The organism is Streptomyces sp. NPDC107521 (assembly GCF_055598485.1).
Window position 1 is genome coordinate 151,930 of the sequence record NZ_JBVKAT010000013.1, and the last position, 13,013, is coordinate 164,942.

At 76.2% G+C, this 13,013-nt stretch carries 10 protein-coding genes and 1 pseudogene; 4 read left to right on the plus strand and 7 right to left on the minus strand.

All coding sequences use genetic code 11. The annotated features are described in order from the left end of the window. Positions 1 to 232, minus strand: a pseudogene (locus tag ACZ7LB_RS20520) (hypothetical protein); the annotation flags it as partial. A gap of 327 nt (positions 233 to 559) precedes the next feature. Continuing rightward, complete coding sequence (locus ACZ7LB_RS20525) at positions 560 to 2,773, minus strand: MMPL family transporter (RefSeq protein ID WP_471470005.1); 2,214 nt, start codon at positions 2,771 to 2,773, stop codon at positions 560 to 562. A 386-nt stretch (positions 2,774 to 3,159) separates the two neighbouring features. Here ACZ7LB_RS20525 and ACZ7LB_RS20530 point away from each other — a divergent pair, with 386 nt between their 5' ends. Next, positions 3,160 to 4,353, plus strand: coding sequence for a sensor histidine kinase (locus ACZ7LB_RS20530; RefSeq protein ID WP_471470007.1), 1,194 nt, complete (start codon positions 3,160 to 3,162; stop codon positions 4,351 to 4,353). 26 nt (positions 4,354 to 4,379) lie between these two features. Further along, the gene (locus tag ACZ7LB_RS20535) at positions 4,380 to 5,084 is read left to right on the plus strand and encodes a response regulator (RefSeq protein ID WP_471470125.1); all 705 of its coding nucleotides are present in this window, start codon (positions 4,380 to 4,382) and stop codon (positions 5,082 to 5,084) included. Positions 5,085 to 5,621: 537 nt separating this feature from the next. Here ACZ7LB_RS20535 and ACZ7LB_RS20540 read toward each other — a convergent pair. The 4 genes from ACZ7LB_RS20540 to ACZ7LB_RS20555 all read right to left on the minus strand — a co-directional run bounded on the left by ACZ7LB_RS20540 (position 5,622) and on the right by ACZ7LB_RS20555 (position 9,757). Next, positions 5,622 to 6,095, minus strand: a complete 474-nt coding sequence (locus tag ACZ7LB_RS20540) for an ATP-binding protein (protein WP_471470009.1) — start codon at positions 6,093 to 6,095, stop codon at positions 5,622 to 5,624. Between the two features lie 161 nt (positions 6,096 to 6,256). Continuing rightward, positions 6,257 to 7,015: an SAM-dependent methyltransferase gene (locus ACZ7LB_RS20545; RefSeq protein WP_471470011.1), complete on the minus strand. Its 759-nt coding sequence runs from the start codon at positions 7,013 to 7,015 to the stop codon at positions 6,257 to 6,259. A gap of 376 nt (positions 7,016 to 7,391) precedes the next feature. Beyond that, positions 7,392 to 9,032, minus strand: a complete 1,641-nt coding sequence (gene pgm / locus ACZ7LB_RS20550) for a phosphoglucomutase (alpha-D-glucose-1,6-bisphosphate-dependent) (protein ID WP_471470013.1) — start codon at positions 9,030 to 9,032, stop codon at positions 7,392 to 7,394. A gap of 284 nt (positions 9,033 to 9,316) precedes the next feature. Beyond that, a complete protein-coding gene (locus ACZ7LB_RS20555) occupies positions 9,317 to 9,757 on the minus strand; it encodes a hypothetical protein (RefSeq protein WP_471470015.1) in 441 nt (146 codons plus the stop codon). A 171-nt stretch (positions 9,758 to 9,928) separates the two neighbouring features. On the opposite strand from ACZ7LB_RS20555, the gene sigJ reads away from it, so the two are divergent. Continuing rightward, complete coding sequence (sigJ, locus tag ACZ7LB_RS20560) at positions 9,929 to 10,939, plus strand: RNA polymerase sigma factor SigJ (RefSeq protein ID WP_471470017.1); 1,011 nt, start codon at positions 9,929 to 9,931, stop codon at positions 10,937 to 10,939. Positions 10,940 to 11,162: 223 nt separating this feature from the next. Further along, positions 11,163 to 11,978: an SAM-dependent methyltransferase gene (locus ACZ7LB_RS20565; protein ID WP_471470019.1), complete on the plus strand. Its 816-nt coding sequence runs from the start codon at positions 11,163 to 11,165 to the stop codon at positions 11,976 to 11,978. A 32-nt stretch (positions 11,979 to 12,010) separates the two neighbouring features. Here the strand turns inward: ACZ7LB_RS20565 and ACZ7LB_RS20570 are convergent, their stop codons facing one another. Further along, positions 12,011 to 12,949 carry a LysR family transcriptional regulator gene (locus tag ACZ7LB_RS20570; RefSeq protein ID WP_471470021.1) on the minus strand — a complete coding sequence of 313 codons (939 nt, stop codon included), beginning with the start codon at positions 12,947 to 12,949 and terminating at the stop codon, positions 12,011 to 12,013. Positions 12,950 to 13,013: the final 64 nt, after the last annotated feature.

Consider the following 13,013-nt stretch of genomic DNA (forward strand, 5'->3'; position numbering starts at 1 on the left):
CACCGGAGTCGCCACCCCACTCACCCTTCACCTGCGACAGGGCGCCGCCACCCGCGTGCACACCACCGTGAGGGCTCTCGTGTCCGCCGTTGTCGCCGCGCTCCACGCTGTGCGAGGAGTCGGAGCCGCCGTTGTCCCAGTCACCGCCGGACGCCGCGTGGGCGCCGGGCGTGCCGATCGCCAGGGCGGCCGCGGCCGCCGCTGTGACCAGGAACGTACGAGTAGAACGCATCTGAGATGTCCTTCCGTACCGGCCCGGGCAGCTGGTTCTTCGTCAGCTTGGGGACCCGGGACCGACGTGAATCACCGTCAGTCACCACCGGGGCCCGCACCACTCGGGGCGCTCACGCGGGTGAACGGCTCGCCGGACCGGGCCGGGCGCCGTGCCCCGCCCGGGTGACACGGCGTCCGGTGCCGGGGGACGCGGCGGTCCCGGCACCGGTGGGGCGGTGGTGCCGGGACCGTGGGAAGGGCGGGGCGCGGGCCGGAACCCGGGGCGGGCCGGGAAGGAGGGCGGCCGGGTTGCCGCGCCCGGGTCCGGCCGCCCGGTGCCGACGGGTCAGGGGACGGGCACGCTCTCCCGGTCCGGGCGGGCCGGGGCGGTCTGCCCCGGCCGGCGGCCGTCGCGGCCGGGGCGGACCGGCCACCAGATGCCGCGGCCGAGCAGCGCGGCGGTCGCGGGGACCAGCACGATGGACAGGACGAACGCCGAGAGCATGATGCCGAGGGCCGTGGCGAAGCCGATCTGCTGGGTGGCCGGGGCCGCGTTGACGGCCAGGCTGCCGAAGGAGGCGGCGAGCACGATCCCGGCCGTGGCGATGGCGGGCGCGGTGTGCCGGACCGCGCGGGCCACGGCGGCGCGGGCCGGTCCGGGTCGGGCCATCTCCTCGCGGATGCGGTCGCTGATGAGGATGTTGTAGTCGGTGCCGAGGGCGACCACGAACAGGAACAGCACCAGCGGGAGGACGAAGTTGACGCCCGGTTCGCCCTTGAGGTGCTGGAAGAAGAGCGCGGAGGCGCCGAGCGTGGCCGCGAAGCACATTCCCACGGCGATCATCAGGACGGCGGGTGCCAGCAGGCTGCGCAGCAGGAGGAGCAGGATCAGGGAGATCAGCGCGGCGGCGACCGGGAACACGATCCGCAGGTCGTGGTCGACGGCGGTGGAGATGTCCGCGAAGATCGCGGCCGTGCCGCCGACGTGGGCCTCGGTGCCCTCGGGCGTGTGCGCGGCCACCGTGTCCCGCACGGGTCCGGAGACGAGGTCGCGGGCCTTCTGGGTGGCGGAGTCGGCGTCGAGGTAGAGGTCGACGCGGGCGGCGGAGCGGTCCTCGCTGAGCACCGGATCGGCCACACTGCCGACGCCGTCGACCCGGGCGAGCGCGGTGGACAGCGGGCGGAGCGCGTCGGCCGCCAGGGTGCCGCCCCGGTCGGCGGTGACGTAGACGGTGGCGGGGTCGGACACCCCGGCGGGCAGGGCGCGGGCGATCTCGGCCGCGGTGGCGGCGGCCGGGGTGCCGGAGTCCCCGGAGGTCTGGCCGAAGTCCATGCGGATGCCGCTGAGACCGGCGGCGAGCGCGCCGAGCAGGGCGACGCAGAGGAGCAGCGCGGCGAACGGGCGGCGGACGATCAGCTCGCCCGCGCGGGCGGACGGGCCGGGGCGCGGGGCGCCGGTGAGGGAGCGGGAGGGCCAGAACATCCGGCGTCCGCAGACCGTGAGCAGGGCGGGCATGAAGGTGAGGCTGGCCAGCAGCATCACCAGCACGGACAGGGCGACGGCCGGGCCGAGCACCCGGAACTGCCCGAACGTGGCGATCCCGAGGGTGGCGAAGGCGGCCACGATGGTCAGGGCGGCGGAGGTGATCGCGGTGCCGACCCGGGCGCTGACCTCGCGGGCCACGACGCGCGCCGGGCGGTCGGGGCCGGCCCGCAGCTCCTCGCGGAAGCGGAAGAGGAGGAAGAGGAAGTAGTCGACGCCGATGCCGATGAGGACGACCCCGATGAGGCTGGGGGTGGAGGGGTCGAGCCTGATCCCGGTGAGCAGGGAGGCGGAGACGACCACGCCGGCCGCGGCGCCGCCGATGACGCTGACCGCGAGCAGGGGCACGAAGGCGGCCAGGAGGCTGCGGAACACCAGGATGTTGATCAGCACGATCAGGCCGAGCATCACCAGGCCGACGACCTTGGAGGTGGTCTCCCCCGCCTCCGTGGTGTCGGCCATGTCCGCGAGGCCGCCGGTGAATCCGGTGCGCATGCCCTCCGCGGCGAAGTCGGCCCGGGCCGTGTCGCGGAAGGCGCGGTACAGGTCGTGCATGCCGGGGTCGGTGGTGTTGCCGGTGAGCTGGACGGAGATCAGCTCGAAGCCGCGGTCGGGGGCGACCATGGCCGGGGCGGTGCGGGGCGTCTGCGAGTAGTCCTCGGCCAGGAAGGAGGGACCCTCCCGCTGGTCCCGCGGCATCGTCACGCGGCGCTCGCCCAGCGTGCCGGCGACGGTCTCGACGCGCCGCTGGTCGGCGTCGGTGAGGGGCTCGCCGTCCTCGCGGGCGACGAGGACGACCACCGTGTTGGCGTCCGGATCGACGCCGAACCGCTCCTCGGCGGTCCTCAGCGCCGCCGCCGAGTCGTAGGTGGAGGGCAGGAAGCCGCCGGTCTGCGACTCGGTGGCCCGGAAGACCAGTGCCTGGCCGGCCAGGGTGAGCAGGATTCCCACCACCGTCCACACGGCGATGGTCTTCCAGGGGTGTCGGGTGGAGAGCCCGGTCAGGGCGCGGATCACGTCGTCCTCCGTCGGTGGGTGGTGGGCCGGGTCACCGGCACCCCTCCAGCACATCAGCGGCCGGACCCGGATTCCTCCGAGCACGGAACGAGAACCGGACCGGGAGCGGGGGCCGCCCGGGAGCGCGGTCTGGGACCCTGCTCCCAGAGGGGGATCGGCCCCGGGTCCCGGTCGGCGCGCTCCGCCCGGTGCGAGACTGGAGGACCCGGCGGACCGCCCCGGCCCGCGCGGACCCGAGCGGACAGCGGGCACGGACACCGGCACCGGCACCGGCACCGGCACCGGCACCGGCACCGGCCCGAGCGTCGGACGCTCCGGGGCGGCGGGGGAACCAGGACGGCGGGCGGCCCGGGAGGGACGGCCGACGGCACGAGGAGAGGACCGGAATGGCGAGCACGCCCCGTGGCGCCGGGACCGAGGGGTCCCGGCCGGGCGGCGGGCGCACCGCGCCCTGGACCCGCAACGACGTCCTCGTCACGGCCGGTGCCGCGGTGGTGGACCTGCTGGGGTTCGGGCTGAACTCCCAGCTCGACCTGGGGCACGTCCCGGTGGCCGGATGCGTGCTGGTGGCGCTGGCGACGCTGCCGCTGCTGGTGCGCAGGCGCGCTCCGCTGCGGACGCTGGCGGCGGTGCTGCTGATCGGCCTGGTGCTGGACTTCACCGTGCCGATGCCGCCGCACTTCAGCCTGTCGGTGGGGGTGGCGCTGTACACCGTCGCGCGGCATCTGGCGCCCCGGGTGACCGCGGTCTCGCTGCTGGTGTGCGTGGCGCTGCCGATGGCGAGCCGGTCCTCGGAGTCGGAGCCTCCGGTGCTCTATCTGGTGAGCACCGGGGTGGCCGGGATCGTGGTGGTGGTCGCGGCGACCGTGATGTCCCACTGGCAGCGGGACATCGAGACCAACCGGCGGCTGATGGCGGACCGGGCGGTGGCCGCGGAGCGGCGCCGCATCGCCCGGGAGCTGCACGACATCGTGGCGCACCACATCACCACCATGCAGCTCATGTCCGGGGGCGCCCGCGCGAACCTGACCCGCGAGCCGGAGGTGGCCCGGGAGGCCCTGATCACCCTGGAGGGGGCGGGGCGGATGGCGCTGCGGGAGATGCGGCAGTTGCTGGACGTGCTGCGCGCCGGGGACGAGACGGAGGAGGAGCCGACCGAGCCGCAGCCCGGCGAGGGCGATCTGGAACGGATCGTCGCCGCGTCCCGCCGGGCCGGTCTGCCCACCGGACTGGAGGTGCGGGGCGAGCCGCGCCCGCTGCCGCCGAGCGTGGGGCTGGCGGTGTTCCGGATCGTCCAGGAGGCGCTGACCAACGCGCGCAGGCACGCGGGCGGGGCGACGGCCTCGGTGGTGCTGTGCTACGAGCCGGACGGGGTGGCGGTGACGGTGACCGACGACGGGACGGGCGGCGAGGGCGGGGCCGGCGCGGCGGCGGCGGAGGGTTCCGGCTACGGTCTGGTCGGCATGCGGGAACGGGCCGTGCTGCTCGGCGGGACGCTGACGGCCGGGCCGCTGGACACGGGCGGGTACCGGGTGGCCGCCCGGCTCCCGCTGACGGCCGACGAGGGGGCGCTGCGATGAGCGGCACGGCGGAGGGAACGGGGCGGATGGCGGACGCGGGCGCGAACGGGGCCGGGGGCGGGCGGCCGATCCGGGTGCTGATCGCGGACGACCAGCCGCTGGTGCGGCGCGGGCTGGCGCTGATCCTCACGCCGGACCCGGGCTTCGAGGTGGTCGGCGAGGCCGGGAACGGCGAGGAGGCGGTGGAGCTGGCGCGGCGGCTGCGGCCCGACACCGTCGTCATGGACATCCGGATGCCGGTGCTGGACGGGGTCGCCGCCACCGCCCGGCTCGCCCGCGAGGTGCCGGAGTGCCGGGTGCTGGCCCTGAGCACCTTCGACCTGGACGAGTACGTGGTGGCGGCGCTGCGCGCGGGCGCCTCGGGGTTCCTGCCCAAGGACATCTCCCCGGAGGAACTGGTGGCGGCGCTCCGGGTGGTGCACACCGGTGAGGCCGCGGTCGCGCCCCGGCTGCTGACCCGGCTGCTCGCCGCCTACGTGCGGACGCCTCCCCGGCCCCTGCCGCCGGTCGCGCGGACGGGGGAGCTGACCCCGCGCGAGGTGGAGGTGTGGCGGCTGATGGCGGAGGGCCGGGACAACACGGAGATCGCGCGGGCCATGGACATCAGCGCGTCCACCGTGAAGAACCACATCACCGGCCTCTTCGGCAAGCTCGGCGTCCGGGACCGGGCCCAGGCGGTGATCGCCGCGTACGAGACGGGGCTGGTGGAGGTCGGCGAGCGGCGCGGCTAGGTCTTGCCTTTGGATCAGGCCGGACCCCGCGAGCCCGGCATGATCCAAACGGGAGGTCCTAGTGACCTGAGTCAGAGATATTGGGGTGGTTCTCGCGAGCTGCCCGGCGTGCCGGAGGCCGGATGTCGGCAGGCCGGGCCGGACCTGCCGGCCGCACGGCATCCGGCTGATGGCCGCGATCTGCCGACGAATCTCTGACTCAGGTCACTAGGGCCTCCCGGCAGGGGTACGGCTCCCCCCGTCCATGGGGCCACGGGGGAGCAGCGCTGCCCGTTCGCGGGACACCGCGGGAGTACGGGCTCCCCGTTCGCGGGACACCGGTGGGGAGTCCGCGCGGGGCCGTCAGCTGACGGGCCGTCCCCGTCGGGGCGGCGCACCCCCGGCCCGCGCCCTCACCTCCTCGGCGTGCGCCCCCCGGGGTCGCCCCACCGCGCCCCCGTCCGGCCGCGCCGGGCCCCGTCGGGACCGGCCGGCCTCCCGGGCCACCCCGGCCCCGGCCCGGCGAGGTGCCGTGCGCCCGGGTGGTGGTGCCCCGGATCACCGGCCGGCGGCCGGGTCCGGAACGTCGTCGACGAGCCGTAACCGCGCGGTGGTGCGCTTGCCGACGGGGGCGCGGCGCACGTGCAGGCTCTGGCAGAGCGCGGTGACGATCTCCAGACCGTGTCCGCCGATCCGGCCCGGGTCCGCCGCCCGCGCGACGGGCACCGGGAGCACCACCGGGGCGCTGTCCCACACGGTGATCTCGACCAGTCCGCCGACCAGGGCGAGACGGAGGGAGGACGGGCCGGGCGCGTACTTGCAGGCGTTCGTCAGCAGCTCGCTGACGACCAGTTGCACCATGCCCGCGGTGCGGTCGGAGACGGCGGGGCCGCCCGTCGCCCGCAGCCGTTCCAAAAAGCCCCGGGCCAGCTCCCGGCCCCGGGCGATGTCACCCGGCCCGCCCTCGTACCGTGCCGACACCCCGGCCGGCGCGTCCCCGCGCCGGTCGCCGTCGCGGACAGCCCCGTTCATCCGATCCGCCCTCTTCCTGAGCCTCGACCGTCACATCCGCCCGTCTACCCCCGAATCCGGCGGACCATCGGGGCGTACGGGCCGCGTCGGCGGCGGTGCCGGTGCGGGGGGACGCGGCGGACGGTACGAGGGGGGTGCGGGGCAGCGGGCGGCGCGGCCGGTCAGACGGCCGGGGCCGTGGGGCCGCCGGGCGTCTCGCGCAGGGTGAGGCAGGCGAAGCCGAACACGTCCCGGTAGACGCGCAGCCAGCCCTCGCGGTGGGCGGTGGCCTCGGCGAGGGCCCGGGCGCTCTCGGGATCGTCGGGGTGGTCCAGTGCCCAGGCGGCCAGCGAACCGGTCCAGGCCCACTCGTAGGCGTCGAGTTCGCCGCGGGTGCTGAGGTGCCCGTCGACGGGCGTCCAGCCCTCCGCGACGACCCTGTCCAGGGTGGTGGCCAGATCGGCGAGGTCGCCGAGCATGGCGACGGCCCCGGCGGACGGTTCGCCCTCCCAGTAGCCGTCGCCGACCAGTACCCGGCCGCCGGGGGCCAGGTGGCGGCGGGCCGCCGCGAGGGTCTGCGGCAGCCCCCCGAAGGCATGGACCGCGCCCACGCACAGCACCAGGTCGAAGGTGTGGGGAGCGGTGAACCCGGAGGCGTCCCGGTGGTGGAGGACCAGCCGGTCCCGCACGCCGAGGCGGTCCGCCTCCCGCTCGGCGCGGGCGAGCGCGGTGGCGGAGGTGTCCACGCCCTCCGCGCGCACCCCGGGGTGCGCGGCGAGGGCACGCAGCAGCCAGGCGGCTTCGCCGCAGCCGAGGTCGAGCACGCGCTCGTCGCCCCGCGGCAGGGCGCGGGTCAGCAGGCGGCGCACCGACCCGTCGTCGAGCGGGGCGGCGATCGGGTGGTCGCCGTGGGCGATGAGGGAGAGCAGCTGACGGTCCATCGGGCGAAGCCTGGCACGCCGGGCGGCCCGCCGCACACGCATTACCGGGCGCCCGTTCCCGACGGGCATCCGCCCGTGCGGGACGTCCCGCACCGGCCGCCGACGCCCGCGCCGGGCCCGCCGGAGGGCGCCGCGGAACCGGGACGCGGGCCCGGCCTCCCCGAGCGGGAGTGCCGGGGCGCCGGGGATGCCCGGCGGCGCCCGGGACCCGTCCGGAGGGCGTCTCCCGCTCGACGCCGTGCCCTCCGGGAGCCGCCCACCGGTCCTCGCCCATGGGCCGCCCGAGCCGGTGCTCCGCGGACGCCGGTGCTCCGCGCACCCCGGTGGGCGGCCCGCCCGTACGGCGGACCGCCGGGCTCTCCTGGGGCGGCGCGGGTCAGGCGGTGAGCGCGCCGAGGACCACCTGCTTCGCCTCCTCCTGCACCTGCCGCAGGTGGTCCGGGCCGCGGAACGACTCGGCGTAGATCTTGTACACGTCCTCGGTGCCGGACGGCCGGGCCGCGAACCACGCGTTCTCGGTGGTCACCTTGATGCCGCCGATGGGCGCGTCGTTGCCCGGGGCCCGGGTGAGGACCGCGGTGACCGGTTCCCCGGCGAGGGTCCCGGCGGTGACCCCGGCCGGGGAGAGCGCGGCCAGGCGGGCCTTCTCCTCCCGGGTGGCGGGGGCGTCGACGCGGGCGTAGGCGGGTTCCCCGAAGCGGGCGGTGAGCGCGGTGTAGTGCTCGGAGGGGGTCCGGCCGGTGACAGCGGTGATCTCGGAGGCGAGCAGGGCCAGCAGGATGCCGTCCTTGTCGGTGGTCCACACCGAGCCGTCCCGGCGCAGGAAGGAGGCGCCGGCGGACTCCTCGCCGCCGAAGCCGAGGGTGCCGTCGGCCAGTCCCGGCACGAACCACTTGAAGCCCACCGGGACCTCGACCAGCGGTCGGCCGAGGTCGGCGGCGACGCGGTCGATCATGCCGGAGGAGACCAGGGTCTTGCCGATGCCCGCCCCGGACGGCCAGTCGGGGCGGTGGGCGAAGAGGTGGGCGATGGCGGCGGCGAGGTAGTGGTTGGGGTTCATCAGTCCGCCGTCGGGGGTGACGATGCCGTGCCGGTCGGCGTCGGCGTCGTTGCCGGTGGCGATGGTGAAGCGCCCGCTGCGCTCGATCAGGGAGGCCATGGCGTGCGGGGAGGAGCAGTCCATGCGGATCCTGCCGTCCCAGTCCAGGGTCATGAACCGCCAGGTGGGGTCGGTGAGCGGGTTGACGACGGTCAGGTCGAGGCGGTGCTGCTCGGCGATGCGGCCCCAGTACGCGACGGAGGCGCCGCCCAGCGGATCGGCGCCGATGCGGATACCGGCGGACCGGATCGCGTCCAGGTCGAGGGCGCTCGGCAGGTCGGTGACGTACCGGCCGAGGAAGTCGTACCGGCCGGTTCCGGGCGCGGCGAGCGCCTTGGCGTACGGAAGGCGGCGGACGTCCTTCAGGCCCGCGGCGATGATGTCGTTGGCGCGGTCCTGGATCCAGGAGGTGGCGTCCGATCCGGCGGGGCCGCCGTGCGTCGGGTTGTACTTGAAGCCGCCGTCGGCGGGCGGGTTGTGCGAGGGGGTGACCACCACGCCGTCGGCGAGGCCGGTGGCGCGGCCCCGGTTGTGGGTGAGGACGGCGTGCGACACCGCGGGGGTGGGGGTGTGGCCGTCGGCGGTGTCGATGAGGACGGTCACGTCGTTGGCGGCGAACACCTCCAGCGCGGTGGCCCGCGCGGGCTCGGACAGCGCGTGGGTGTCGGCGCCGAGAAACAGGGGGCCGTCGGTGCCCCGGTCGGCGCGGTACTCGCAGATGGCCTGGCTGGTGGCGGCGATGTGGTCGTCGTTGAACGCCGCCGCGAGGGACGAACCGCGGTGCCCGGACGTGCCGAACGCCACGCGTTGCGCGGGCTCGGCGGGGTCCGGGCGCAGCGTGTAGTACGCCGTCACCAGGCGGGCGACGTCGATCAGGTCGTCGGGTCCGGCCGGGCGGCCGGCTCGGTCGTGCTGCATGCGCCCACTCCTCCGCGTCGGTCACGCATCGCGTCGGGGCCATCTTCCCCCGTCACCGGCGGGAGCGGGCGCGGCGGGCCGGGGCGTGGCGCGATCACGCCGCCCGGCACGCCGCGCCGTCCGCCGCGCCGGCCGCGCGGCGCGGTCCCGGAGCGCGGCGCGCGGTCGCGGGGAGCGCGGCGCGCGGTCGCGGGGAGCGCGGCGCGCGGTCGCGGGGAGCGCGGCGCGCGGTCGCGGGGAGCGCGGCGCGCGGTCGCGGCGGGCGCGGTGCGGGCGGCCGGGTGTCAGATGCGGCCGCCCGTGGCGCGGGTGAGGGGGCCCTGCGGGGTGCGGGCGGCGCGGCGCCCCACCGCGTACGAGGCGGCGCTCAGCGCGGTCAGTCCCGCTCCCACGCCCGCGGCGACGAGCTTGCGCTGCGCGATGACGGTCCAGGCGGTCCGGGCGGTGGCCGCGACCTGGTCCGAGGTGGCGGCGACGGCCCGGCGGCCCGCCTCGGCACCCTTGGCGGCGGCGCCGACGGCGTCCGCGGCGGCCCCGACGGTCCCGGCGGTCCCGGACGCGGCGCTCTCCGCCGTGCGCGCGGCGGACTTGGCGGTCCCGGCGGCGGGCGCGGTGGCGCCGTTCGCGGTGTCGCGGGCCGCGCTCCCGGCGCCCCGGGCGGTGGCGGGCTTCTTTCCGGTGTCCTTGTTCATGTCCTTGCCCATGTCCTTGTTCGCATCGCTCATGGCTCCCGCCTTGCCCCTCAACGGGTCGGCAAACACGCGGGGTTCCGCCCGGACGGGCGGTACCGGGCCGGTCGGGCCGCGCGGTTCTGGAAGACTGGGGGCGGGCCCCGGGCCGCGGCGCGCCGGGGCCGCCCCCACCCCCGCGCCGTCCTCCCGGAAGGCGGCGCAGCCATGGACACCCCGGCGACCGGAGATCCCCTCGGCCCGGCGGCGGAGGTCTTCACCCGTGCCCGGCCGCGCCTGTTCGGCATCGCGTACCGGGTGCTGGGCAGCGTCGCCGAGGCGGAGGACGTGGTGCAGGACGTCTGGCTGCGGTGGCAGGGCGCCGACCGCGACCGGGTGCGGGAGCCGGAGGCGTACCTGGCGCGGGCGGCGACCCGGCGGGCCGTGGACGTGGCCCGCTCGGCGCGGGTGCGCCGGGAGTCCTACGTGGGGCCGTGGCTGCCGGAGCCGGTCGACACGGGCGTCGATCCGCAGATCGGGGCGGAGCGCCGGGAGGCGGTGGAGCTGGCGGTCCTGGTGGTGCTGCAGAAGCTCACCCCGGTGCAGCGGGCGGCGTACGTGCTGCGCGAGGCGTTCGCGTACCCGTACGAGGAGATCGCCGCCGTACTGGAGCTGACCCCGGTGAACGTCCGCCGGATCGTCAGCCGGGCCCGCGGGCGGCTGGCCGCCGAGCGGCGGTCCCCGGTGGACACCGGGGAGCACCGGCGGCTGCTGGCGGCCTTCCTCGCCGCGGCCGGGAACGGGGACACGGACGCGCTGGAGGAGGTGCTGTCGGCCGCAGTGGTCGCCCACGCGGACGGCAACGGTATGCGGGGCGTGGCCCGGGTGCCGGTCTCGGGCCCCGGGCGGGTGGCACGGATCAGCGGCTTCCTGCCGGAGATGCTGCCGGGCGCCGCGTTCCGCCCGGCGGAGGTCAACGGGCTGCCCGGGGCGCTGATCCTGCGGGACGGGACGGTCGTCGGGGTGCTCGGCGTGACGGTGGCGGCGGACGGCATCGACCGCCTCTTCTGGCTGCTGGCGCCGGAGAAGGTACGGGCCTACGCCCGCTCGTCGCGGCGCGCCCTCCCGGTGCCCCGGGCGGACGGCGCCCCGGCCCTCCCCCGGTCGCCCGCCTCCCCCGTCCGGCATCCCGGGTCCGGGGCGGAACAGAGCAACCACCCTGCCCGCGAAGGGGAGTGACGCCTTCTCCGCTCCACGACGACCACCCCCTTCGGGCCCCGGAGACCGCCGCGCGGACGGCGCGTGGCGGGAACCCTCCGCGGGAGGACGGCCGGACCGGTACCCGTCGGCACCGCGGGTCCCGCGCGCCGGCCGTTCCGGGGCACCCCCGCCGTCGTCGACATCAACTTCCGCCGCTACGTTGGCTTCTGAGCGACCATCACCCGCATCGGAGGACCGCACCATGGCCGAGCCGACCGTCCCGGGCGAGCTGCGTCACCGGATCAGGACCGACCAGCCGCACACCGCCCGCATCTGGAACTACTGGCTGGGGGGCAAGGACAACTACCCCGTCGACCAGGAGGCCGGGGACCGCATCCGCGCCCTGCACCCGGGCATCGGGGAGTACGCGCTCGCGGACCGCCGCTTCCTCGGCCGGGCGGTGCGCCATCTGGTCACGGAGTGCGGCATCCGGCAGTTCCTCGACATCGGCACCGGGCTGCCCTCGGCCGACAACACCCACGAGGTGGCCCAGCGCCTCGCGCCCGAGTCCCGGATCGTCTACGTCGACAACGACCCGATCGTCCTGGCCCACGCGGCGGCGCTGCTCACCAGCGCGCCGGAGGGCCGCACCGACTACCTCGACGAGGACCTGCGCAACGTCGGCGCCATCATGGAGCACGCCGAGCGCACCCTCGACCTGAGCGAGCCCGTGGCGCTGATCCTGCTCGGGGTGGTCATCTTCGTCGGGGACGACGGGGAGGCGTACGGGCTGGTGCGGCGGCTGCTGGACGCGCTGCCCCCGGGCAGCCATCTGGTGCTGTCCCACACCGTCACCCGGCCGGACATGCCGGACGTGGACGCGGCGGTGGCCTTCTGGAACGAGCACGGCACCCCGAAGCTGACCCAGCGCACCCCGGAGGCGGTCGGCCGGTTCTTCGACGGGCTGGAGCTGCTGGAGCCCGGCGTGGTCTCCTGCAACCGCTGGCGCCCCGGGGAGACCGGGACCGAACCGCCCGCCGAGGTCGCCATGTTCGGCGGCGTCGCCCGCAAGGCGTAACCGCCGGTCCGGACGGTGGTCCGGCGGGCCGGTCAGCGGGCCGCCGGGCCGGGGGGCAACTGCGCCGGGCTGACCTGCTCGCCCAGCACGCGCGCCATGAACCGCACCAGCCACCGCTGCGCCGGGCTGCGCGAGCTCTCGTGCCGGGCGTACAGGGCCACTTCGATCGGCTCCGTCTCGAACGGCAGCCGTACCAGGCGCACCCGGTGGGAGACGGTGAAGACCTCCCCCACGTACTCGGGGACGATCGCGACCAGATCGGTCTGCTCCAGCAGATAGGGCAGCATGGAGAACCGGGTGGCGTCGACGGCCACCCGTTCCAGCAGGCCGTGCATGGCCAGCACCGCGCGCGGGGCGACGTGGCCGCTCGGCCCGAAGACCGTCGCGTGGTGCTCGGCCGCGAGGTCGTCCAGGGTGACCGCGCCGCCCCGGATGCGGGGGTGGTCCGCGGCCACCATCAGCACGTAGCGCTCCTGGAACAGCGGGATGCGCACCATCCGGTGCGAGGTGAGCACCGGAGTGGCCACGAACGCGTCGAGGTCGCCGTTCCGCAGGTGCCCCTCGGCGTCCTCCACGTCGAACGGCCGCACCGTGAACGACACCCCCGGTGCCAGCTCGCGCGCCGCGGCCAGCAGCCTCGGCAGCAGGGTCGCCTCCCCGAGATCGGACAGGGCGATGGTGAAGCGGCCCGACATGGCCGCCGGGTCGAAGGTGTCCGCCTGCCGCACCGCACCGTCGATCTCCGCCAGGGCCCGCCGCAGCGGCTCGTACAGCCGCCGGGCGTCGGCGGTCGCCGTCAGCCCTCGCCCGGTGCGGCGGAACAGCTCGTCGTCGAAGTGGCGGCGGAGCTTGCCCAGGCTGTAGCTGACGGTGGGCTGGGTGACGTGGAGGGTCTCGGCGGTGGCCGTGACGCTGCCGGTCTCGTACAGCAGGACGAACACACGGGCCAGATTCAGGTCGAAGGTGCCCATGACGACGGACTATATCCGGACACACACGGCTCGATATCGACGGTCTCTATACCGGCGCGCCGAA